Genomic DNA, 22,839 nt, shown 5'->3' with positions numbered 1-22,839 from the left:
CGGTTCCGGCCCTTATAGGTTCCACTGTTAGACTCCGGGACATCATGAGGGGAACCATCCGCACCGCAGCTGCCCTGGCTTTGGACGTCCGGGCACTGGCGCGGCTTGTGCTGCCGGCAGTGGGCCTGCTCGCGATTCTCGCCGGGATCCTCGGCATGCACATGGCCTTCGACCCCCAGCCGACTGCGGAGCACGCGTCCCCGCACGCGGCAGCGGCCGGACCCACGTCCCAGCACTCCCAGGTATCGGTCCCTGACGCCAGTGGCGCGTCCGGTTCCAGCGGGCATCATGCCGACGGCTGTGCGCAGTGCGGCCCCGCGGGGTGCATGGCAGGACTGTGCATACTCTTCCTGCTCCTCGTCAGCCTCGCGGCATTGCTGAACCCGCTCCGACGGCTGATCCGCGGACGGGAGACTACCGGCAGCCCTGGCTTCCTGCCCACCGCCAAGGCACCTCCCCGGGCTCCATCACTCGATCAGCTCTGCATTAGCCGGACGTAGAATCCCGGCCCCGGCGCAACGCCGGGCCTCGCCTGCGCGTCCTTCCCCGACGCGCAGGCCTGAATGCACAGTCTTAGGAATCGATCCCCAGAAGGAACCCACCGTGAACAAGCACGCCTTTTTTCCCACAGCCGCCCTCGCCGCCGGCCTCGTCCTCTCCGGTTGCGCTACCCCTGGCACGTCCGGATCTGCGTCTCCGTCCGCGGACGGCCGGAGCCACCATGCCAGCCAGTCCCCTGACGCCGGGGCTTCGCACAACAGTGCGGACACCATGTTTGCCCAGATGATGATTCCGCACCACGAACAAGCGGTCGTCATGAGCAGCATGATGCTCGACAAGGAGGACCTCGATCCCCGCGTCACGGAACTGGCTCGGGAGATCAAGGCAGCCCAGGGCCCGGAAATCCAACAGATGGAGGATTGGCTGGAAGCCTGGAACGAGCCGCGCGCCCCTCTGGAAGGGCATTCAATGACAATGGACGGGATGCTCGGGGAAGACCAGCTCGCCGCCCTGGAGCAGGCCCGCGGTCCGGAGGCCGCCAGGCTCTTCTTGACAGGGATGATTGCCCACCACGAAGGGGCGGTCGAGATGGCAGAGGAAGAGATCGCAGCCGGGAAGGACGCCGGCACTGTTGAACTGGCGGAAACCATCGCAGCGACGCAGAAGGCGGAGATCGCCCGGATGCAGGCCCTGCTTCAGGACCTCTAGACCCTCCCTCCCTCCAAGAACCACTGATTGGAAACCGCCATGACTTTGCAACGATCCACCCCAGCCCGCCGCCGTACGGCCCTCGGTGTGATTGCCCTATCCCTGTCCGCTGCCCTGGTTGGCTGCAGTGCGCCCGCAGGCGGCAGCCAGGACGGAGCCAAACCGCCCTATCCAAGCCATGTCCACGCACTGGCGCTGGAACCCGGGACCACGAATGTGCTGATCGCCTCCCATGAGGGGATCTACGAGGTGGCAGGGAACCAGCTGACGCCTTCCGGAGCGGACATCGATCTGATGGGCTTCGCCGTGGACGCCGGCGGACGGTACCTGGCCTCAGGACATCCCGGGCCCGGGACGGACCTGCCGGACCCGGTTGGCCTGATCAGCTCGGATGATGGCTTGAGCTGGACCCAGGTGTCCCTGGCCGGAGAATCCGACTTTCATGCCCTGGCCGCCACCGCAGACGGAATCATCGGATTCGACGGTTCCCTGCGGCAGAGCACCGATGGCTCTGCGTGGACCGATGCGTCCCCGCAGCTTCAAGTCCACAGCCTGGCGGGGTCCCCCGCCGGGACGCTCGCGGTAGCCACCACTGAGGACGGCCCGTACACATCCAACGACGCCGGAAGGAACTGGGAGCCGCTTCCCGGAGCTCCGCTGATCATGTTGGCAGCAGTCACGGACGATGCCCTGATAGTGGGAGTCCTTCCGGACGGAGGAATTGTCACCAGTTCCGACGAGGGCGCCTCATGGACTGCGGCCGGACAGGCTTCCGGATATCCGGTGGCCGTGACGGCGGCAGGCACAGCCGATGATCTGCAGATCTGGGTCATGACGGATTCAGGGCTGCAGCACTCGGCTGACGGCGGGAAGACTTTCACCTCACTGGTTCAGGCGCCGGGGGCAGCATCATAGGCTGACTGCAAGGCCCGGGGCGGGAACCTGCCCGCCCCGGGCCTTGCAGCCTAAGTTACCCGCGAGTAACATTGAGCGTGAGCTAATCCACATCTCAAAGAGGAGCAGTACGTGAGCCCACAGAGCCGAGCACGGCAGATCAGGGACGTCGTTTTCGTCGACGGCGTTCGGACCCCTTTTGGACGCGCCGGCGAGAAGGGCATGTACGCCGACACCCGCGCCGATGACCTGGTGGTCAAGTGCATCCGTGAACTCATGCGCCGCAATCCCTCCCTTCCGCCCGAGCGGGTGGACGAGGTAGCCATTGCCGCCACCACCCAGACCGGAGACCAGGGACTGACCATCGGCCGTACCGCGGCGCTGCTGGCCGGCCTCCCCCGCACCGTTCCCGGCTTTGCCATTGACCGCATGTGCGCCGGTGCCATGACTGCCGTGACCACCACCGCTTCCGGCATCGGCTTCGGCGCGTACGACGTCGTCATCGCCGGCGGCGTGGAGCACATGGGCCACCACCCGATGGGCGACGGCGCAGATCCCAACCCGCGCTTCGTCACCGAGCGCCTCGTGGACCCGGCCGCCCTGAACATGGGCAACACCGCCGAGAATCTGCACGACCGCTTCCCGGACATCACCAAGGAACGCACCGACGCATACGCTGCCGCCAGCCAGGAAAAGCTCGCCAAGGCCTACGCCGGCAACCAGATCCAGCCGGACCTGGTTCCCGTTGCCACCAAGAAGGCCGGCGCCGGGTGGACCCTCAGCACCGTTGATGAGGGCCCCCGCCCGGGAACCAAGGTCGAGGACCTCGCTACCCTGCGCACCCCCTTCCGCCCGCACGGCCGCGTCACCGCGGGCAACGCCTCCGGCCTGAACGACGGCGCCACCACGGCCCTGCTTGCTTCGGCCGACGCCGCCGAGGAACTCGGCCTGCCGGTCAAGATGCGCATGGTCGGCTATGCCTTCGCCGGTGTGGAGCCGGAGGTCATGGGCATTGGGCCGGTGCCGGCCACGGAGAAGGCGCTGAAGCAGTCGGGCCTGTCCATCGAGGACATCGGCCTGTTCGAAATCAATGAGGCCTTCGCCGTGCAGGTACTCTCCTTCCTGGACCACTTCGGCATTGCGGACGACGATCCCCGGGTGAACCGCTACGGCGGTGCAATCGCCGTCGGGCACCCGCTGGCGTCCTCGGGCGTTCGCCTGATGACCCAGCTGGCCCGCCAGTTCGAGGAAGACCCCTCGGTGCGCTACGGCATGACCACCATGTGCATTGGCCTGGGCATGGGCGCCACCGTCATTTGGGAAAACCCCAACCACCCCGACTACAACACCGAGTCCACGGAGGCTTCGAAGTAAATGACTGCCACTGATTTCCAGCGCCTCGCCGGGCTCTTCCCCAACGAGGTTGTCACCCACTCCTACGTTTCCGACGTGGAGCTGCCGGGAGGTGCCGGCACGTTTGCACTCATCACCCTGGACAACGACGTAGACCACTCCCGCCCCACCACCCTGGGCCCGAACACCCTGCTGGAGCTCGGCCGCGTGCTTGACTCACTCAGGGAGCGCGTCGGCAAGGGCGAGATCGTCGGCGTCGGCGTGACCGGCAAGCCGCATTACCTCGTCGCCGGTGCGGACCTTTCGGCAGTAAAGACACTGGCCGAATACGAAGACGGCGTCGCCATGGCAGCCCTGGGCCACGAGGTCTACGGGAAGCTCGGAACACTCGGCGTTCCCAGCTTCGCGTTCATCAACGGCGTGGCCCTCGGCGGCGGGTTGGAGATTGCCCTGCAGTCGGACTACCGCACGGTCTCCACCGGCGCCGGTGCACTGGCCCTGCCGGAAGCGTTCATCGGCCTGGTCCCGGGCTGGGGCGGCGTGTACCTGCTGCCGCGCCTCATCGGACCGGAGAATGCCGTCAAGGTGATGATCGAGAACCCGCTCAGCAACAACCGCACCCTCTCCGGTCCTGCTGCCTACAAGCTCGGGATCGCCGATGCCCTGTTCGAGCCGGCCGATTTCCTGGAGCAGTCCCTCGCCTGGGCCTCCCGCGTTCTCACCGGGGCGGAGACCGTGAACCGGCCGAACGCCGTCGAACCTTCCGAAGTTTCGGACCGCTGGGAAGCCGCTGTGGCAGCCGGCCGGGCATTTGTGGAGGCGCGCACTTCCAATGCAGCTCCGGCCCCGGCGAAGGTGCTGGACATCTTCGAGGCCGGCAAGGACTGGACCCGCGAACAGTCCCGCGAGGCTGAATGCGATGCCCTGGCTGAACTGATGCAGACTCCACAGTTCCAGTCCACCGTGTACGCGTTCCTGGACCTGGTGCAGAAGCGCGGCAAGCGTCCCGCCGGCGCGCCGGACAAGAAGCTCGCCCGCCCCGTGACCAAGGTCGGCGTCGTGGGGGCAGGCCTCATGGCCAGCCAGCTGGCACTGCTCTTCGCCAAGCAGCTCAAGGTCCCCGTAGTGATGACGGACATCGACCAGGAACGCGTGGACAAGGGCGTTGGCTACGTCCACGCCGAGGTGGAGAAGCTGCTCGGCAAGGGCCGCATCTCTGCGGACGCGGCGAACCGCACCAAGGCCCTGGTTACGGGATCCGTCTCCAAGGAGGCCTTCTCCGACGCTGACTTTGTCATTGAGGCCGTCTTCGAGGAAATGTCCGTCAAGAAGCAGGTCTTCGCCGAGGTGGAGGCAGTCGTCTCCCCCGAGTGCATCCTGGCCACGAACACCTCCTCGCTCTCGGTCACCGAAATGGCAGCGGACCTGCAGCACCCGGAGCGCGTAGTGGGGTTCCACTTCTTCAATCCGGTGGCCGTGATGCCGCTGCTGGAAATTGTGCGTGCCCCGAAGACCGACGACGCCGTGCTGGCCACCGCATTCGTTCTCGCAAAGCAGCTCAAGAAGACCGCCGTGCTGGTGAAGGACGCGGCCGCATTTGTGGTGAACCGCATCCTGGGCCGCATGTTCGGCGAGATCACCAAGGTGTTCGATGAGGGTACCGACGCCGCAACGGCGGACAACGCGCTGCGCCCCATGGGCCTGCCTATGACGCCGTTCAGCCTGCTGGCCCTGGTTGGCCTGCCGGTGGGGCAGCACGTCCAGGAATCCCTGCACGCTGCCTTCGGCGACCGGTTCTATGTCTCGGAAAACTCGCAGAAGCTGATCGACGCCGGCATCAAGTCACTGTGGCAGAAGGACGAGGACGGGAAGCCGTACGTGCCGCAGGAAACCCTTGACCTGCTGTCCTTCGGCGACTCGCCGTCGACGTCCGAGGAAGTCCTGCGCCGCACGCAGGACGCTCTGGCCGAGGAAATCGGCCTGATGCTGGACGAAGGCGTCGTCGCCGGGCCGGAGGACATCGACCTCTGCGTCATCCTCGGCGCCGGCTGGCCGATGCACCTGGGTGGCATCACGCCGTACCTGGACCGCGTTGGAGCATCTGACCGGGTGAACGGGAAGCTCTTCAACGCCGGTGCTGTGCCGGTGCCTGCTTCCTAGCGTTTCTGTTCCACCCGCTTGGCACGCGCCGGGCGGACCGGAACGGCGGCAACGAAATTCCTGTGCTCGCAGAGCTCGCTTGGAGTATTATAGCCGCCTAACCCGGTCCGTCCGGCGCTTTTGCTGTGCGGAACGGCCGTGCTGCAGCCTGTTCCGGGACTATCAGCATCCTTGCTAAACTTGAAGTATGACTGCCCGACGCCGCTTCACCGTGCCTGCCTCCACGCAGGTCCTGTCGGCGTACCTCAAGCGGCTGCTGCTGGCCAAGCGGGCCAGCGGCACCAACGGCTGGATGAGCTCCTGGGGCACCAATGCGCACGGCGAGATTGCCGGCTGCCCGCCGCCACGTATCTAGGAAGCACCTGCGTTCTTGGCCTTCTTTGCTGAGGACGGACAGGTGCACTTTGCCCTGCCCTGATACCACGCGCGAAAGAACCAGCCATGTCCCACTCTTCCCCTGCCCTACCCAAAAACCAGCAGCCGCACGCAATCTGGCGCGGCGTCCATCAAACCCTCGCCAAGGACACTACGGGCGGCGCCCTGCTGCTGGGTGCCACCATACTGGCTCTCATTCTTGCCAACTCCGCGCTCTCGGGCGTCTACGAAGATGTCCGGCAGTTCACCTTCGGGCCTGAAGCGCTGCACCTGAACCTCAGCGTGGCGTCCTGGGCAGCAGACGGCCTGCTCGCCGTGTTCTTCTTCGTCGTCGGGCTTGAGCTGAAGGAAGAGTTCGTCGCCGGCAAGCTCCGTGATCCGCGGACGGCACTCGTACCCATCGTGGCCGCGATCGGCGGCGTCGCCGTTCCTGCGCTGATCTTCGCGCTGATTAACCGGAACGCCGGCGGGGACGCGCTCAACGGCTGGGCGATCCCGGCGGCCACGGACATCGCCTTCGCCGTCGCCGTGATTGCCGTCGTTGGACGGTTCCTGCCACCGGCGCTGAGGACATTCCTGCTGACGCTCGCCGTGGTGGATGATTTGCTGGCGATCTCCATCATCGCAGTCTTCTACACCGACGGCATCGCCTTCCTTCCGCTGCTCGTCGCCCTCCTGCCGCTGGCAGTTTTCGCCGTTCTGGTCCAGCGGGGCATCCGCTCCTGGTGGATCCTGATTCCGCTCGGCGTCGCTGTCTGGACGCTCATCCATGCCTCGGGAATCCACGCGACAGTAGCCGGCGTCCTGCTTGGTTTCATGGTTCCCGTGATCGCCAAGGGCCGGGCCAAAGTCCGTGTTGGCGCCAAGGACGACGGGGAACCCCTCTTTGAAGGAATGGCCGCCCACTTCGCGGACAAGTGGTCCGTTTTCTCCAGCGCAGTCGCAGTGCCCGTGTTCGCGTTCTTCTCCGCCGGCGTTACCGTCGGCGGCTTTACCGGCCTGTTTGATGCGCTGGGCAGCAGTATCGCCCTCGGCATCATCGGCGGCCTCGTTCTGGGCAAGGCGGTCGGCATCACCGCGGGGACCTTCCTCGTTACCCGGTTCCGCGGCATCACCATCGACAAGTCCCTGGCCTGGATCGATATCCTGGGCATGTCCTTCATCGCCGGTATTGGCTTCACCGTTTCACTCCTGGTCGGTGAACTCTCCTACGACGCCGCAAGTGCTGCATCGGACCACATGAAGGTGGGCGTGATCGTGGGATCCATTATCTCCGCGACCATTGGTGCCGCAATCCTGACTGTGCGGAACCGGTATTACCGTGCCGCTGGATCCGCTGGCGCCGAAGCAGCTGAGTCCCGCCAGTGCTGAAGCTACGAGCCGGCGTCGAGGCCCGTCACCGGTTCCCCCGTGCGGTCATAGACCAGTCGGAGGACACCGGACGGAAAAACCTGCGGTGGCTCCGCGAGCGTGAACGCCGCCGGGACGCCGCCGTCGCCTGAGAATATCCGCTTCCCCGTGCCCAGCGTTATTGGATATACAAAGAGGTTCAGCCGATCCAGGATTCCAGCCGCAAGCAGTGATCCGGCGAGGTCTCCACTGCCCACAATATGGATCTCCTTGTAGTGATCCTTGAGCTGTGCAGCCTCCTCCCCGGCGGCCAGTACCGTGGTCCCGTCCCAGCTGGCATTGTCCAGCGTCCGGGAAACCACAAACTTGTCCATCGAATTGAACTTGTCCGCTATGGGGTTGGAGTCCTCGCGCAGCGGCCAGTAGCCCGCGAAGATGTCGTAGGTCCGCCGTCCCAGCAGCAGCGCGTCCATCCGGTTAATTCCTGACATGATCGCCGCGCCGGATTCGGCATCGGCGAAGGCGGCTTGCCAACCGCCGAAGGTAAACCCGCCGGAAGTGTCCTCATCGGCACCCCCAGGGCCCTGATAGACACCGTCCAAGGTCATAAACAGATCCAGCGAAATCGTTCCCATGATTCACTCCGCTTCGCCCGGGCTATGGGTGGCTGCGGGTCCGGTGCCGCGCGCGTCGTAAGCGGCGCGCTCCGCGAACACCTCATCCATGTGCTGCTCTGCCCATCCCTTGAACCCACAAAGCAGGTTGTGAAGGGAGAGCCCGAGGGCCGTGAGTTCGTAGGAAACAGTCACGGGGACAGTGGGCGTTACCGTACGGGTGAGCAGCCCATCGCGCTCCAGCGAACGCAGGGTCTGGGTCAGCATTTTCTGGCTCACTCCGGCCAGGACCCGGGACAGCTCAGAAAAGCGCATCGGCTGCGGACTCCCGTCACAACCGGGCCCGCTCCCCAGAGCTGAAAGAACCAGCATGACCCATTTGTCCGAAATACGGTCCAGCAGCTGGCGGCTGGGACATGCGGCCAAGAAGGCGTTATACCGGGCCTTGGATTCTTCCCTTTTCTCAGCCGCCGTCATCGTTGCCACTGCATGACTCCTGTTCCTTCCGGGTTACCTAGGCACCCTCAGGTGCCCTCTTCCACACGCAAAGTTCCCTGCCCATAGTGGAGTAACCCACCCCAGAACACCACCTTTCCCCAACGAAATGGCAGGACATGGAATCTTCGACAACAACCCTCCCAGGCGGCACCTGGACCCGCGGCGGCCTTGCACTCACCCGTTTCGGCTACGGTGCGATGCAGCTGGCCGGACCGGGAGTTATGGGCCCGCCAGCTGACCACGATGCCGCGCTCGGCGTGCTGCAGGAAGCTGCTGCAAGCGGCGTTACACACATCGACACCAGCGGAGCCTACGGACCGCGCATCACGAATCAGCTCATTCGCGAAGCGCTTTATCCTTACCCGGACGGACTCCACCTGGCCACGAAAGTCGGAGCCGAACGAGACGAACAGGGCGGGTGGCCGACTGCCCGGGAGCCGGAGCAGCTGCGCCGCGCCGTCGGCGAAAACCTTGAAACGCTAGGCCTTGACACCCTGGACCTGGTCTATTTTCGTGCTGGAGACGCGCAAGGTACTGTTCCCGGGCCCGTTGCGGCCGCCTTGGAGACACTGGCTGAGCTGCAGCAGGAAGGGCTGATTCGCCATCTGGGCGTCAGCAACGTCCTTCCCGAGCAGGTGGCCGAGGCGAGAAGCGTTGCATCCATCGTCGCTGTGCAGAATATGTACAATCTCGCCTTCCGCCGGGATGACGCACTCATCGATTCGCTGGCCCGGGACGGCATCGCGTATGTTCCGTTCTTCCCGCTGGGCGGGTTTAGTCCCCTGCAGTCAGCCGCGCTGTCTGCTGTGGCTGCAAGGCTCGGAACCACTCCGATGTCGGTGGCACTGGCCTGGCTGCTGCAGCGTTCCCCCAACATCCTGCTGATCCCGGGAACCTCGTCTGCAGCACATCTACGGGAGAACATTTCCGGTGCCTCGCTGGAGCTCTCCGCTGGCGACGTCACTGAGCTGGACAGCATCGGTGGCTAGGCGCCGTCGGCAGCTGCAGCCTTACTTCATATTCTGACGGCGGACCATTTCGGTAATCCAGATTGGTGCGTAGGGCGAGGTGCAGTTCGGCGGCGTGGGATAGTCCTTGAGCACTTCCAGACGTTCGCCGATGGCTATGGCCCGGGAGCGGAACTCGGGGTGCGCGATGCCGATCTGCGCCAGGCAGGTGTTCATGGCCCATTGCAGCCGGTCCGGAGCCTGCTGCATCTGAGACTCGATCGTGTCCAGCAGGGCCTTGAGGTCCAGCCCCTCAGGACTTTTGGACACCCGCTCGCTCGTCAGCGCCCAGCCGGCACTGGCCACCACAGGGTCACGGTCGCTGAACCATGCCTGACGCAGGTCGTCGGCGTGGGGACTCTTCTTGACCACGTAGTTCACCAGCCAGTCCTGGACCTTGGGACTGCGTGCCTCACGCATCATCGCATCCAGTTCGTCCTTGTCGAATGACTTGGGCCGGCAGATCAGAAGCGACAGCAGACGTGCCGCGGTGTCTCCGGTCTGCCAAAGCTTCAGGGACAGGTCCTGCTGTGTCTTGAGCTCCTTCGCGAGGGCGCGGAGCTTGCCGAGGTTCACGCCATGGTCATCGCCATGCTTCTCGTTGACGGCCCGCATCTTCGAGTCCTCGAGGGAAGCCAGCCGTTCCATCACCTCATCGACGGTGGTCCAGGTGCCTGTCGCAGCCATGCTGGAGTTTCCTTTCATGTCCAACGGTGGACCCCGGGGACTTCTGCGGAATCGCTGCCGGCTCGCAGTACCCTGTTCCGCAGCGCCACCGCAGCGGGGACGAGCGCCAGTCCGGCAAGAAGCCCCAGCAACATCGCAGGGCCGCCGATCGCTTCAACAAACCCGGCGTGGGCGCAGATCCCGGCGAGGGTTATGCCCGTCAGACCGAGCGAAAACGCCAGCACGTTTGCCCATTTACTCGCGCCGGGGGTCAGTGCACCGTCTGTCACCACCGATGTGAGCATCTGCCACGCGGCCAGCAGTGCCACCTCAAAGCAGGCAGTCGCCGCAATGACGGCGAGGGCGTATGGTGCCGCGAGGTTAGCAACTTCGGGGTAGGCCTCCGCGTACTCGCCGGCGATACGCGGCAGCAGCGCTGTCTGCGACAACAGGGCCAGGACCCCGAGGGCAGCAAGGACACATCGGAGAGGCAGCGCTTCCTGCTTGGTCATAGCGCAATGCTCGTCAGGTCCGTTGCTGCTGTCAACCCACACGTTTGCAGCCCTGTCTGCCTCTGTGCAGCATCCAGCCCCCTGCGGGCTGGATGCTCCGGGCAGCCCATCCGAACGCCCGTGGAACCGACGCCCCGAGGAGACTCCACCGACCCCGGTGACATGATCCTGGGGCGTCTATATGCTCGGTCCGTGACCAGCGACCAGAATGCATCCCGGAAACCCGGCCCAGGGCTCCTGACGTTGTTCTGCATCATGGTGGCCACCGTGGCGCTGTACTCGCTGTATAGCGTGCTGCCCTACCGTGAACCGTGGACCTGGCTGCTGCTGGGAGTGGTTGTACTGTCGGCGGCAGCCTTTCTGGTCTCGCTTGCCCGCTTTGTCCTGGCCCAGCGTGAAGACTACTGCCTCGAACGCGGCAGGGATCCTAAGAACCCAAAAGCTCCAAGCACGAACGATCCCGGCGCCTAACCATTCCCCGCATCTCACTGGACCGAGCCGCCAAAGCCCGGCCGACCCACGTCAGAACTCAGCGGACCCGCTTCAGTGCCTCAGACAAATACGGTGCCGTCCGCGACGTCTCGCACGCAGCCACGTCATCGGCTGTGCCGGAGCAGACAATCCGTCCGCCGTCGTCTCCACCGGCTGGCCCCATGTCGATCACCCAGTCCGCAGACGCCACCACATTCATCGAGTGCTCAACTACCACCACGGTATTTCCGGCCTCCACCAGCCGGTTCAGCTGGGCCAGCAGCAGCTGGACGTCCTGCGGGTGCAGGCCGGTGGTCGGCTCGTCCAGCAGGTAGAGGGTGTGTCCGCGCCTGGCGCGCTGAAGCTCAGTAGCGAGCTTGATGCGCTGTGCCTCGCCCCCGGAAAGTTCCGTGGCGGGCTGGCCGAGCCGCAGGTACCCGAGTCCGACGTCCAGCAAGGTGCTCAGGCTGCGGGCTGCCGCTGGAACGTCGGACAGGAACTCTGCCGCCGTCTCAACCCGCATGCCCAGGACATCCGCAATGGACTTGCCCCGGTAGGTGATCTCCAGGGTCTCCTCGTTGTACCGGGCGCCGTGACAGTCGGGGCAGGGACCGTATGTGCCTGGCAGGAACAGCAGTTCGACGGCGAGGAATCCCTCGCCCTGGCAGGTTTCACAGCGGCCGCCAGCCACGTTGAAGGAGAATCGTCCGGCGTTGTAACCGCGCGCACGTGCTTCGTCTGTCCCGGCGAAGAGCTTCCGGACGTGGTCGAAGAGACCCGTGTAGGTGGCGAGGTTGGACCGCGGTGTCCTCCCGATGGGACGCTGGTCCACTTTCACCAGGCGGTCCAGGTGTTCAAGGCCCTGTATGCGCCGCACCTGGACACCGGGGTCGGCGCTGCGCGCATCCGCCGCACCGTCGTCATCCTCGGCTTCCGGCGGAGCCCCGTTGACCTGGGTGCCCACGGCCTCTGCCAGGACCTGGCTGACCAGGGTGGACTTACCGGATCCGGATACCCCGGTGACTGCCGTGAGCACACCCAGCGGGATGTCGGCGTCGAGCTCCCGCAGGTTGTGCCGCGAAATGCCCTTCAGGGACAACCAGCGCTCGGCACGGCGACGCGCCGGGGAGATTTCTTCGGCTTCACCGAAGAGGAAGGGCCGGGTGGCGCTCTCCGTCACCCCAGCCAGACCCGCGACCGGGCCGCTGTAGAGCACGGTTCCGCCGCCGTCGCCGGCCTGCGGACCGACGTCGACAATCCATTCGGCGCTGCGCACCACGTCCATGTTGTGCTCAACCACGAACACCGAGTTCCCGGCGTCCTTCAGCTCCTGCAGGACGGCCAGCAGCGGTTCGGCGTCGGCCGGGTGCAGGCCAGCGGAGGGTTCATCCAGCACGTACACCACACCGAACAGGCCGGAGCGCAGCTGCGTGGCGATGCGCAGCCGCTGCATCTCGCCGGGCGAGAGCGTCGGCGTGGCGCGGGACAGGCTGAGGTAGCCCAGGCCCAAAGAAATCAGGATCTCCAGCCGGGAAAGCAGGTCCCGGGTGATGGTGACGGCAACCTCAGTGTCCTCATTCGACGCCGCGGACCGGGACGCCGTGCCCGCCGCCTTGAGTTCCGCCGTCGGCCGGATGATTTCTGCCAGCTCGCCGAGAGTCGCTCCGTTGAGTTCGGCGATGTTCCTCCCGGCGAAGGTGACGGCAAGCGCCTCCGGACGCAGGCCCGCCCCGCCGCAAACCGGGCAGGGGCCGGAGACCATGTACTCCAGGACACGTTCGCGCATCTTTGCGCTCCCGGAGTCAGCCAGGGTGTGCAGCACGTAGCTGCGTGCGCTCCAGAACCGGCCCTTGTAGGGCTTGGCTACGCGGTCGCGCTGCGGGGTTATGGTGACAACAGGCTGTTCTTCCGTGAAAAGGATCCAGTCGCGGTCCTTCTTCGGCAGTTTCCGCCAGGGCACATCGACGTCGTACCCAAGATGGATCAGGATGTCCCGCAGGTTCTTGCCCTGCCAGGCCCCGGGCCAGGCGGCAATGGCGCCCTCCCGGATGGTCAGGGACGGGTCCGGAACCAGGGACTCTTCCGTGACGGTGTGGGCAATGCCCAGTCCGGAGCACTCACGGCACGCACCGGCAGCGGTGTTGGGCGAAAAGGCATCGGAGTCCAGGCTGCCGGGCTGGGCATTGGCCGGGTAGGTACCGCCCCGGGAGAAGAGCATCCGCATTGAATTGGACAGTGTGGTGAGCGTGCCCACCGTCGAACGCGAACTGGCCGTACCGCGGCGCTGCTGGAGCGCGACGGCGGGAGGCAGGCCCGTGATGGCCTCCACCTTCGGATTGTGCCCCTGGGAAATCAGACGGCGGGCGTACGGGGCAACCGATTCGAAGTACCGTTTCTGTGCCTCCGCGTAGATGGTGCCGAACGCCAGTGAAGACTTGCCGGATCCCGAGATGCCGGTGAACGCGACAATCGAGTCCCGGGGAACATCAACGTCGACACTGCGCAGGTTGTTTTCCTGCGCACCGCGGACACGGACCATGCCGCGGCTGGCGGGATCGGGCGTGGGTCTGGGAGCGGACTGGACATCGGTTTTAGTGCTCACCCATCGACGCTAACAGGCAGTGTGCTTCCAAATCTGCGAATCCGGCTTGGTTTCACCAACGGCGTGATCGCCGCGCAAACGGATAGGTTGGAAACCATGAAGGACCAGATAAAGCAGATCCTGGCTCAGTGGACGGCGGAACGGCCGGATCTTGATGCTTCCCCCATGGCCGTAGTAGGCCGGATCTCCAGGGTGTCGCGGAAAGTGGATACCCGGCTGGCAGCGACCTTTGCCTCACACGGCCTCGACGCGGCTGCTTTCGATGTCCTTGCGACCCTGCGCCGCTCCGGCGCCCCATACACCCTGAGCCCGTCTGAGCTGACGGCCAGTACCATGGTGACCTCCGCCGCCATCGCACAGCGGCTGAACCGGCTGGAAGAACGCGGACTGGTATCCCGTACCAAGAACACATCCGACGGGCGGGCCAAGCGCGTGGCCCTCACAGCGGAAGGCCTCGCCCTGGTGGAGCGGGCCCTGCCGGACCATCTGAAGACTGAGGTAGGGATCCTCGGTGGGCTAAGCCCGCAGGAACGTGACCTCCTGGCCGGCCTGCTGGCCCGGATTGAGGCAACTCTGGACCAGCAGTAGTCTCCCCTCCGCGGCGGCACGGCAGTCTGCCGCCCCTTGGCCACATCGCCGGAGCTGTACAACCTCCGCCCGCGCTGGTTTAGTACCGGTCATGGCTTCACGAAGCAGCACTTCCGTCTGGCCCGCAGTGCACGAGGAACGCCGCGCACTGCTTGCGGACTTGGCGGACCTGCCCGCGGATGGCTGGCAAACGCCGTCGTTATGTCCGGGCTGGAGCGTCCACGACGTCCTGGCGCATCTCGTGGACACCGCACTCACCACCCGGCTGGGATTCCTGCGCGGCATGGTCACCGCCCGGTTCGATTTCGACCGCAGCAATGACGCCGGCATACGAAAGCACCGCGGAAACAGTCCGGCTGAAACGCTGGCAGCGTTTCGCTTGGTCCAGCAGCGGACGAGCGGACCCCCGGCGCCCCTCGCCACCCGCCTGGTGGAGGCAGTGGTCCACGGCGAGGACATCCGACGGCCTCTGGGAATCGACCGCACCTATCCCCTCGACGCCGTTACCGGGGCGCTAACTCACCAGACAGAAACATCAGTGAAGCTGGGCGGCGGCAGGGAGCTGGTGGAAGGCCTGAGCCTGACGGCGGACGACGGCGCCTTCCGGCACAGCAGCGGCGCTGAGGTCCGCGGTTCCTCCCTGGCACTGCTGCTCGCGGTCTCCGGGCGTCCAGTTGGGGATGATGAGCTTTCCGGACCGGGTGCGGGCACGTTCCAGGATCGCCTCTCAGCCAGGAGGAGCGCCTAGCCGTTCGGCGTCGGCCATGGCCTCGCAAACTTCCGGCCGGCCGCATCCTGTGTGGCAATAGCGCTGTTCCGAAGGCTTCCCGGAAATCCTGTGCTGCGATAACGCTGTCACGCCGCTCCGGGAAGGACGTTACTGCGACACAGGACGGTCAGACGGACCCCAACCGACGTTATTGCGACACAGGACGGCAGAGCAGGCCGGTTGCCAGGAAGGGGCCGCAGGTCTGTAAGGCCGGAGGGCTGGGAAAACGCCTCCGGCCTTACAGAAAGAACGCCTAGAACAAAGCAACCTTCGGCGTCTGCGGGAAAATCCGGTCCAGTTCTTCAAGGTCCTTCTCCGACGGCACCCAGGAGGCTGCCTCAGCGTTCTGCTTTACCTGCTCCGGCTTCGTGGCTCCGGCGATGACGGAGGAAACCGATGGCCGGGATGCCAGCCAGGAGAACGCCACCTGCACCTCGGTCAGACCGCGGTCCCGGGCAAAGTCGCCGAACTCGCGCAGCTGGTCGTAGTCGGCGTTCTCGAGCAGGTTGGTGCGCGAGTGCGTCAGGCGGCTTCCCTCGGGCGCCTGTCCGGAACTGTATTTGCCGGTGAGCAGTCCGTTGGCGAGCGGGAAGTACGGCAGTACGCCAAGCCCGTAGGCTTCGGCTGCAGGAGTGACTTCCAGTTCGGCGCGGCGGTCCAGCAGGTTGTAGTGGTTCTGCGCCGAGATGAAGCGGGTGCTGCCCTTCATGCGCGCCGTGAATTCTGCTTCGGCAATCTGCCAGCCGGTCCGGTTTGAGTGCCCGATGTAGCGGACCTTTCCGCTGGCCACGAGGTCTTCGAGCGCAGCGAGTGTTTCGTCGATGGGCGTCAGCGGGTCCGGGGTGTGGAACTGGTACAGGTCGATCCAGTCAGTACCGAGCCGGCGGAGGGAAGCCTCAACGGCGGTCACGATGTAGCGGCGGGAACCCCGTGCACCGAAGTCGGGGCCATTGGCGCCCTGCATGTCCATGCCGAACTTCGTAGCCAGGACAACGTCCCCGCGGCGGGAGCCCAGGGCCTTGCCCAGGCGGATTTCGCTCAGTCCGGGTTCTGCGCCGTAAATATCAGCCGTATCGAACAGGGTAATTCCCGCGTCAATCGCGGCATGAACGACGGCGTCCGTTCCCTCCTGGGATTCGGTTGCGGTGCCGCTTCGGCCCAGGTTGTTACAGCCCAGCCCAACCGCTGAAACGGTGAGGCCGGAATTGCCAAGTCTGTTGTAGGTGGTCATCCTGTAACGCTATCAATTGACGCTGCGCGGATTGGCTGCGACAGGCTAGGCCCCGAAGACGCTCATGGGGCCGTTGGGGCTGGGCGGCTTGTCCGTCTCGAGGATGTACTGGATGGGAATGGGGCCGGTGGGAAGCATCCCGGGGTAAATGCTCTCGTGGTTCCGGCGCCGCGGATGGTTGCCGTTCTGGCGCAGCTGGCGCGCAAACGCTGTTGATGAGACAGGATCCTGCTGGCCCTGCTCACACCAGATGATGTACATCCCATACAGGTCTGCGGCCGGGGTGGCTTCGCTCTCGCTGAGCCCGGTGATGGTGCATTCCTGGAGAAAGTCCGTAACGGGACCGGATTGTGCCTGTTCCATACCTCCGACACTAGCCACGCTCCCCCGCGGCTGGGAAGAGTCCCTAGGATGAACTCTTGCCTTCGCTGCGCAGGTAATCTTCAAGGCTCACCGGCGCTGTACCGGTGAGTTCCGCGACGTCGTCACTTACCCGGTCCATCTCACCGGTGGCGATGGCAGCGTAGCTGGTGGCCCAGGCAAGGGCCTGCCACTGCGAGGCTCCCGCCGCGAGGCGTGATTCAACGGCTTCGTCCAGGGATTCTGCGTAGTAGGTGATGCGCTGGCCCGTTACGCGGGAGAGAATCTCAGCTACCTCCGACATGGAGAGGGTCTGGGGCCCGGTAAGCGTATAGGTCCGGCGGGCATGCGGCACGGGGTCGGCCAGGATCCGGGCAGCCGCCTGCGCGACGTCGGTCCGCGCCACCGGGGCGAACCGCCCGTCGCCCGCGGGGCCGCGGATCACGCCGTCGCGCCCCGCGAAGGAGGGAAGGATGTCCTGGTAGAAGGCATCGCGCAGGAACGTGAACTCGAGGCCCCGTTCGCGGATGTACTGTTCGGTGTCCCAGTGGTCGCGGCCCAGGGTGAAGACATCGTTCTCCGAGGCCCCCATGAATGAGGTGTAGACAATGTGCCTCACCCCGGCGTCAACCGCAGCGTCGACGAAGGTACGCTGGTCCTGGGCGCGGTAGGGGTTCTCGGCCGCGGAGACCATAAAGAGGGTCTGCGTTCCCCTCAGTGCCCGCTCGGCATGTTCCTTGTCCGCGTAGGACACCGCGAAGGTGGGTGTGTCCGGCTGCTGCGTAACCCGGGCGGTATGCCGCGCCAGCAGGCGCAGGGGTATGCCCTGCTCCGCCAGCAGCTGCGCCACCATGCCGCCGAGCGCGCCGGTGGCTCCCGTAACGGCGAGGGGAGGTAGGTTGTTCGGCATTGGCGCCACCTGCTTTCCTTGCCCCGCCGGGCCTGCGGAGCTTACTTGATCTTGGGTATCTGTCCTGTCGGGGCCTGCTGTCCGGGTAGCGGCCGGGCGAAGGGAACCTTTGTTCCCAGCACCTGGGCCACGACGTCGTTGGCTACCTGGCGGGCCGTGAGGCCTACGCGCTCCATGACTTCGGCACGCGTCCCGTGATCCAGGAATTCCACCGGAAGCCCCACTTCGTTCAGGGCGGTGTCCACTCCCGCGGCGCGCATCTCCTGGCGGATCCTGGAGCCAACTCCCCCGGCGCGGACGCCGTCCTCGATGACGATGACGATCCGGTGTTCGGCCGCCATGCAGACGATCGAACGGGGAACGGGAAGGACCCAGCGCGGATCAACCACGGTGGAGCTGATTCCCTGGTCGCCGAGGCGGTCCGCCACTTCGAGCGCCATTTCTGCCATGGCACCCACGCTGACAATCAGGACGTCGTTGCTGGCATCGCCGGAGGGACGGCGGGCGAGGATGTCCACGCCGTCCTCGGTGCGTTCTTCAGCCTCGACGTCCGGGCCGACGGTTCCCTTGGAGAACCGGACAACGCTGGGGGCGTCGGAGATCGCAACGGCCTCGCGGAGTTCTTCCCGAAGGCGGGTGGCATCGCGGGGAGCTGCCAGGTGCAGTCCCGGGACGATCTGCAGCATGGACATATCCCACATGCCGTGGTGGCTGGCGCCGTCGGGCCCGGTGACGCCGGCACGGTCCAGGACGATGGTGACCCCGGCCTTGTGCAGGGCGACGTCCATCAGCAGCTGGTCGAAGGCGCGGTTCAGGAACGTTGCGTAGAGCGCGACGACGGGGTGCAGTCCCCCGTAGGCCATGCCCGCGGCCGAGGTGAGGGCGTGCTGCTCGGCGATGCCGACGTCGAACACCCGTTCCGGATGCTTCTCGGCCATGCGGTGCAGACCCACCGGGATCAGCATGGCACCGGTGATGCCCACAATATCCTTGCGCTCATCGGCGATGTCTGCGATCTCGCTGGCGAACACGGAGGTCCAGGACTGTTTTCCACCGGCCGACACCGGTGCGCCGGTCTCGGGATCAATGACGCCGACGGCGTGGAACTGGTCCTCCACGTGTGCGCGGGCCGGGGCGTAGCCGTGCCCCTTTTCGGTCATCGCGTGGACGATCACCGGTCCGGCGAAGTTCTTGGCCTTTTCCAGCGCCTGCTCCACGGCTTCGAGGTCATGGCCGTCGATCGGTCCGACGTACTTCATGCCGAGGTCTTCGAAGAGGCCCTGCGGCGCCCACCAGTCCTTGACGCCCTTCTTCGCCGCGTGGAGGCTGTGGTACGCGAACCGGCCTACCGGTCCCCCGTTCTGCAGCCGGCCCTTCCACCAGTCCATGGTGTTCTCATACATGTGGTGGGTTCGCACGGCGTCGATGGTCGGCCGCAGCGAAGCAAGGTAATCGGCGACGCCGCCGATTGTGGGCGCGTAGGAGCGTCCGTTGTCGTTGACCACGATCACCACGCGCCGCTTCTGGTCTGCGGCAATGTTGTTGAGCGCTTCCCAGGCCATGCCACCGGTGAGGGCGCCGTCGCCCACCATGACCACGGTGTAGCGGTCGCCTTCGCCATTCAGCTGGCGGGCGCGGGAGATGCCGTCGGCCCAGGAGAGGGAGGACGAAGCGTGGGAGCTCTCCACGATGTCGTGCACGGACTCAGCCCGGGACGGGTAGCCGGAAAGCCCGCCCTGCTGGCGCAGCGTGGAGAAGTCCTGCCGTCCGGTGAGGATCTTGTGCACGTAGGACTGGTGCCCCGTGTCGAAGACGATGCTGTCCCGCGGGGAATCGAAGACCCGGTGGATGCCCATGGTCAATTCAACGACGCCCAGGTTCGGTCCCAGGTGCCCGCCGGTCTGGGCCACATTCGTGATGAGGAAAGTGCGGATCTCTTCAGCCAGCGCTGAGAGCTGGGAGTTGCTCAGCTTGCTGAGGTCCCGTGGATCACGGATGGTTTCCAGAAGTCCCAAGAGGGCGCCTCCCTTGCGTCATAGGCAACGGGCAAACGCACCGTCACAGCTTTTAACTCTAACGCCTGCCCCGTGTCCCGGGTTTCCACCCCCACGCAAAACGCCCCGTTTCCTTCCATTCGAAAGGAAACGGGGCGCTGTGCCTTGGGGCTTTGCAGGCCTACTTTGCCGAAATCTGGCGAAGCACGTACTGCAGGATGCCGCCGTTGCGGTAGTAGTCGGCCTCACCCGGGGTGTCGATGCGCAGAACCGCATCAAAGGTGATGGCTTCACCGTTCTCCGGCACCGCGGTGACCTTGACGGTCTTCGGGGTGGTGCCGTTGTTCAGTTCAGTCACACCTTCAACGGAGAAGGTCTCGGTGCCGGTCAGGCCCAGGGACTCGGCGTTGGTGCCGGCCGGGTACTGCAGCGGGAGAACGCCCATGCCAATGAGGTTGGAGCGGTGGATACGCTCGTAGCTCTCGGCAATAACGGCCTTGACGCCCAGCAGTGCGGTGCCCTTGGCTGCCCAGTCACGGGAAGATCCGGAACCGTATTCCTTGCCGGCCAGGACCACCAGCGGGGTGCCGGCTGCCTGGTAATTGACCGATGCGTCGTACACGGTGTTCTGCGGGCCCTCGGGCTGCGTGAAGTCGCGGGTGAAGCCGCCCTCCACGCCGTCCAGGAGCTGGTTCTTGATGCGGATGTTCGCGAACGTACCGCGGATCATCACTTCGTGGTTGCCGCGGCGGGAACCGTAGGAGTTGAAGTCCTTGCGGGCCACGCCGTGCTCCAGCAGGTACTTGCCGGCCGGGGTGTCGGACTTGAAGGAACCTGCCGGGGAGATGTGGTCGGTGGTGACCGAATCGCCCAGCTTGAGCAGCACGCGGGCGCCTTCGATGTCCGAGACCGGCTCCGGCTGTGCCTTCATGCCCTCGAAGTACGGGGGCTTCCGGACGTACGTAGACTCCGAATCCCACTCGAAGGTTGCGCCTTCGGGGGTGGGCAGGGACTTCCAGCGGTCGTCACCCTCGAAGATGGTGGCGTAGGAATCTGTGAACATTTCCTGGCTGATGGACGCGTCGATGATCTCCTGGACCTCGGACGGGTTCGGCCAGATGTCCTTCAGGAAGATGTCGTTGCCCTCGGAGTCCTGGCCCAGCGGGTCGTTCTCGAAGTCGAAGTCCATGGAACCGGCCAGTGCGTAGGCGACTACCAGCGGCGGGGAGGCCAGGTAGTTCATCTTCACGTCCGGGTTGATGCGGCCTTCGAAGTTACGGTTGCCGGAGAGCACGGCAGTAACAGCGAGGTCCGCTTCGTTGATCGCGGTGGAGATTTCGTCCTCCAGCGGACCCGAGTTGCCGATGCAGGTGGCGCAGCCGTAGCCGACCACGAAGAAGCCGAGCTTCTCCAGGTACGGGATCAGGCCGGACTTCTCGTAGTAGTCGGTGACTACCTTGGAACCCGGAGCAATCGAGGTCTTGACCCACGGCTGGGCGACGAGGCCCTTTTCGACGGCGTTGCGTGCCAGTACGGCTGCGGCCATCATCACCGACGGGTTGGACGTGTTGGTGCAGGAGGTGATCGAGGCGATCGTCACGGCGCCGTGGTCCAGCTCGAAGCTGCGGCCGTCAGGCATGGTGACCGGAACCTTGTTCACCGAGCGCTCGGCGGGAGCGTCGGATTCCTTGACCAGGTCGTGCTCGGCGTCCTTGATCTGCGTGCTGCCCTCGGTGAAGGACGGGGCGTCGGAGGCCGGGAAGGTTTCTTCCAGCGCCTCGTCGACGGTGCCGTTCTGCGCTTCCACGGTCTCGTGGACGTAGTTCTTCAGGTCCGCGCGGAACTGCTGCTTTGCGCTGGTCAGCTCAACGCGGTCCTGCGGACGCTTCGGACCGGCGATCGAGGGAACCACGGTGGAAAGATCCAGCTCGAGGTACTCGGAGTACTTGACCTCGTTGGACGGATCGTGCCAGAGGCCCTGTTCCTTGGCGTAGGCCTCGACGAGGGCTACGTTCTCCTCGGAGCGGCCGGTGAGTCGCAGGTAGTCCAGGGTGACGTCGTCGATCGGGAAGATCGCGGCGGTGGAACCGAACTCGGGGCTCATGTTGCCGATGGTAGCGCGGTTGGCCAGCGGCACGGAGGCGACGCCTTCGCCGTAGAACTCCACGAACTTGCCCACAACGCCGTGCTTGCGCAGCATCTCGGTGATGGTGAGGACGACGTCCGTGGCGGTGGCGCCGGCCGGAATTTCACCGGTGAGCTTGAAGCCGACAACGCGCGGGATGAGCATGGAGACGGGCTGGCCGAGCATTGCAGCTTCGGCTTCGATGCCGCCAACGCCCCAGCCGAGCACGCCCAGGCCGTTGACCATGGTGGTGTGGGAGTCGGTACCGACGCAGGTGTCCGGGTAGGCACGCAGGACGCCGTCAACTTCACGGGTCATGACGGTGCGGGCCAGGTACTCAATATTGACCTGGTGGACGATGCCCATTCCCGGGGGAACAACCTTGAAGTCGTCGAATGCGGTCTGGCCCCAGCGCAGGAACTGGTAACGCTCGCCGTTGCGCTGGTACTCGATTTCCATGTTGCGCTCGAGGGCGCCGGCGTTGCCGAACGCGTCGATCTGCACGGAGTGGTCAATGACCATTTCGGCCGGTGCCAGCGGGTTGACGCGCTTGGGGTCGCCACCGAGGTCGGCGACAGCTTCACGCATGGTTGCCAGGTCCACGATGCAGGGAACACCGGTGAAGTCCTGCATGATCACGCGGGCAGGCGTGAACTGGATTTCGGTGCTGGGCTCTGCGTTTGCGTCCCACTTGGCCAGGGCACGGACGTGGTCCGCGGTGATGTTGGCACCATCTTCGGTGCGCAGCAGGTTTTCCAGCAGGACCTTGAGGCTGAACGGAAGGCTCTGGGCGCCTTCGACGGAATTCAGCCGGAAAATTTCATATTCGTTTCCGTTGACGTCAAGGACGCCTTTGGAACCGAAGCTGTCCACATTACTCATAACAGGACTCCTCTCGCCACCGTTTTATCTTTGTCCAGTGATCCGCCGCACGCTAGTTAGGATTTCCTAACCGGCACAGCTGTTGGGCCCGGCCGGGAAATGGTGGGTGATTTCCCGGGCTGGCAAGTCCCCCCTGCCGTGCAAACGTATGGCGGGAATCCCTTCGGCACGGAGCCGGACAACTGTTTCCATCCTAGCCGGATGCGCGTCCGCCGGACCGTTCACCGCGCCGGATACCGGTATATGGCCCGCCACACACCGGCCGGGCT

The 22,839-nt window shown here is 65.2% G+C and carries 21 protein-coding genes; 11 read left to right on the top strand and 10 right to left on the bottom strand.

Features of this window, described 5'->3' with window-relative positions; translation table 11 throughout:
* Positions 1 to 44 precede the first annotated feature (44 nt).
* The 7 genes from GD628_RS07745 to nhaA all read left to right on the top strand — a co-directional run bounded on the left by GD628_RS07745 (position 45) and on the right by nhaA (position 7,362).
* On the top strand, positions 45 to 500 hold the full coding sequence (locus GD628_RS07745; protein ID WP_152274338.1) for a DUF6153 family protein: 456 nt from the start codon (positions 45 to 47) through the stop codon (positions 498 to 500).
* Positions 501 to 603: 103 nt separating this feature from the next.
* Positions 604 to 1,209, top strand: coding sequence for a DUF305 domain-containing protein (locus GD628_RS07740; protein WP_152274337.1), 606 nt, complete (start codon positions 604 to 606; stop codon positions 1,207 to 1,209).
* 39 nt (positions 1,210 to 1,248) lie between these two features.
* A complete protein-coding gene (locus tag GD628_RS07735; RefSeq protein ID WP_152274336.1) occupies positions 1,249 to 2,124 on the top strand; it encodes a F510_1955 family glycosylhydrolase in 876 nt (291 codons plus the stop codon).
* 111 nt (positions 2,125 to 2,235) lie between these two features.
* The gene (locus GD628_RS07730) at positions 2,236 to 3,477 is read left to right on the top strand and encodes a thiolase family protein (protein WP_152274335.1); all 1,242 of its coding nucleotides are present in this window, start codon (positions 2,236 to 2,238) and stop codon (positions 3,475 to 3,477) included.
* Positions 3,478 to 5,616 (top strand): 3-hydroxyacyl-CoA dehydrogenase NAD-binding domain-containing protein, encoded by a 2,139-nt coding sequence (locus tag GD628_RS07725; RefSeq protein ID WP_152274334.1) that lies wholly within the window; start codon positions 3,478 to 3,480, stop codon positions 5,614 to 5,616. It begins immediately after the preceding gene.
* 187 nt (positions 5,617 to 5,803) lie between these two features.
* On the top strand, positions 5,804 to 5,971 hold the full coding sequence (locus tag GD628_RS16465) for a hypothetical protein (protein WP_193313241.1): 168 nt from the start codon (positions 5,804 to 5,806) through the stop codon (positions 5,969 to 5,971).
* A gap of 86 nt (positions 5,972 to 6,057) precedes the next feature.
* Positions 6,058 to 7,362, top strand: coding sequence for a Na+/H+ antiporter NhaA (gene nhaA / locus GD628_RS07720; RefSeq protein WP_152274333.1), 1,305 nt, complete (start codon positions 6,058 to 6,060; stop codon positions 7,360 to 7,362).
* A gap of 2 nt (positions 7,363 to 7,364) precedes the next feature.
* Here the strand turns inward: nhaA and GD628_RS07715 are convergent, their stop codons facing one another.
* Together GD628_RS07715 and GD628_RS07710 are read right to left on the bottom strand one after the other, a co-directional pair.
* Entirely contained in the window at positions 7,365 to 7,976 is a 612-nt protein-coding gene (locus GD628_RS07715; protein WP_152274332.1) for a dihydrofolate reductase family protein, read from the bottom strand.
* Positions 7,977 to 7,979: 3 nt separating this feature from the next.
* Complete coding sequence (locus tag GD628_RS07710) at positions 7,980 to 8,432, bottom strand: winged helix-turn-helix transcriptional regulator (protein ID WP_226802470.1); 453 nt, start codon at positions 8,430 to 8,432, stop codon at positions 7,980 to 7,982.
* A gap of 137 nt (positions 8,433 to 8,569) precedes the next feature.
* On the opposite strand from GD628_RS07710, the gene GD628_RS07705 reads away from it, so the two are divergent.
* A complete protein-coding gene (locus GD628_RS07705; protein ID WP_091605439.1) occupies positions 8,570 to 9,442 on the top strand; it encodes an oxidoreductase in 873 nt (290 codons plus the stop codon).
* Between the two features lie 21 nt (positions 9,443 to 9,463).
* Here the strand turns inward: GD628_RS07705 and GD628_RS07700 are convergent, their stop codons facing one another.
* Both GD628_RS07700 and GD628_RS07695 read right to left on the bottom strand, forming a co-directional pair.
* The gene (locus tag GD628_RS07700) at positions 9,464 to 10,147 is read right to left on the bottom strand and encodes a DNA alkylation repair protein (protein WP_091605442.1); all 684 of its coding nucleotides are present in this window, start codon (positions 10,145 to 10,147) and stop codon (positions 9,464 to 9,466) included.
* 14 nt (positions 10,148 to 10,161) lie between these two features.
* Positions 10,162 to 10,638 (bottom strand): DUF2975 domain-containing protein, encoded by a 477-nt coding sequence (locus GD628_RS07695; protein ID WP_152274330.1) that lies wholly within the window; start codon positions 10,636 to 10,638, stop codon positions 10,162 to 10,164.
* A 192-nt stretch (positions 10,639 to 10,830) separates the two neighbouring features.
* Between GD628_RS07695 and GD628_RS07690 the strand changes: the two genes are divergently transcribed.
* The gene (locus tag GD628_RS07690; RefSeq protein ID WP_152274329.1) at positions 10,831 to 11,109 is read left to right on the top strand and encodes a hypothetical protein; all 279 of its coding nucleotides are present in this window, start codon (positions 10,831 to 10,833) and stop codon (positions 11,107 to 11,109) included.
* 58 nt (positions 11,110 to 11,167) lie between these two features.
* On the opposite strand, the gene uvrA is transcribed toward GD628_RS07690, so the two are convergent.
* The gene (uvrA, locus tag GD628_RS07685) at positions 11,168 to 13,648 is read right to left on the bottom strand and encodes an excinuclease ABC subunit UvrA (RefSeq protein WP_091605451.1); all 2,481 of its coding nucleotides are present in this window, start codon (positions 13,646 to 13,648) and stop codon (positions 11,168 to 11,170) included.
* A gap of 159 nt (positions 13,649 to 13,807) precedes the next feature.
* On the opposite strand from uvrA, the gene GD628_RS07680 reads away from it, so the two are divergent.
* Positions 13,808 to 14,299, top strand: coding sequence for a MarR family winged helix-turn-helix transcriptional regulator (locus GD628_RS07680; protein ID WP_152274328.1), 492 nt, complete (start codon positions 13,808 to 13,810; stop codon positions 14,297 to 14,299).
* Positions 14,300 to 14,390: 91 nt separating this feature from the next.
* Positions 14,391 to 15,047 (top strand): maleylpyruvate isomerase family mycothiol-dependent enzyme, encoded by a 657-nt coding sequence (locus tag GD628_RS07675; RefSeq protein WP_152274327.1) that lies wholly within the window; start codon positions 14,391 to 14,393, stop codon positions 15,045 to 15,047.
* A 274-nt stretch (positions 15,048 to 15,321) separates the two neighbouring features.
* Here the strand turns inward: GD628_RS07675 and GD628_RS07670 are convergent, their stop codons facing one another.
* The 5 genes from GD628_RS07670 to acnA all read right to left on the bottom strand — a co-directional run bounded on the left by GD628_RS07670 (position 15,322) and on the right by acnA (position 22,570).
* Positions 15,322 to 16,299 carry an aldo/keto reductase gene (locus tag GD628_RS07670; RefSeq protein WP_091605460.1) on the bottom strand — a complete coding sequence of 326 codons (978 nt, stop codon included), beginning with the start codon at positions 16,297 to 16,299 and terminating at the stop codon, positions 15,322 to 15,324.
* A gap of 45 nt (positions 16,300 to 16,344) precedes the next feature.
* Positions 16,345 to 16,662, bottom strand: coding sequence for a primase-like DNA-binding domain-containing protein (locus GD628_RS07665; protein WP_091605463.1), 318 nt, complete (start codon positions 16,660 to 16,662; stop codon positions 16,345 to 16,347).
* 43 nt (positions 16,663 to 16,705) lie between these two features.
* Positions 16,706 to 17,569 carry an SDR family oxidoreductase gene (locus GD628_RS07660; protein ID WP_152274326.1) on the bottom strand — a complete coding sequence of 288 codons (864 nt, stop codon included), beginning with the start codon at positions 17,567 to 17,569 and terminating at the stop codon, positions 16,706 to 16,708.
* Between the two features lie 41 nt (positions 17,570 to 17,610).
* Positions 17,611 to 19,584 (bottom strand): 1-deoxy-D-xylulose-5-phosphate synthase, encoded by a 1,974-nt coding sequence (dxs, locus tag GD628_RS07655; protein WP_091605469.1) that lies wholly within the window; start codon positions 19,582 to 19,584, stop codon positions 17,611 to 17,613.
* Positions 19,585 to 19,744: 160 nt separating this feature from the next.
* A complete protein-coding gene (gene acnA / locus GD628_RS07650; RefSeq protein ID WP_152274325.1) occupies positions 19,745 to 22,570 on the bottom strand; it encodes an aconitate hydratase AcnA in 2,826 nt (941 codons plus the stop codon).
* Between the last annotated feature and the right edge of the window lie 269 nt (positions 22,571 to 22,839).

The sequence above is a fragment of the Arthrobacter koreensis genome (assembly GCF_009193255.1).
In the GTDB taxonomy this organism is placed as follows: domain Bacteria; phylum Actinomycetota; class Actinomycetes; order Actinomycetales; family Micrococcaceae; genus Arthrobacter_B; species Arthrobacter_B koreensis.
Note: the sequence above shows the minus strand (reverse complement) of the source record. Positions and strands in the feature narration are given on the sequence as shown.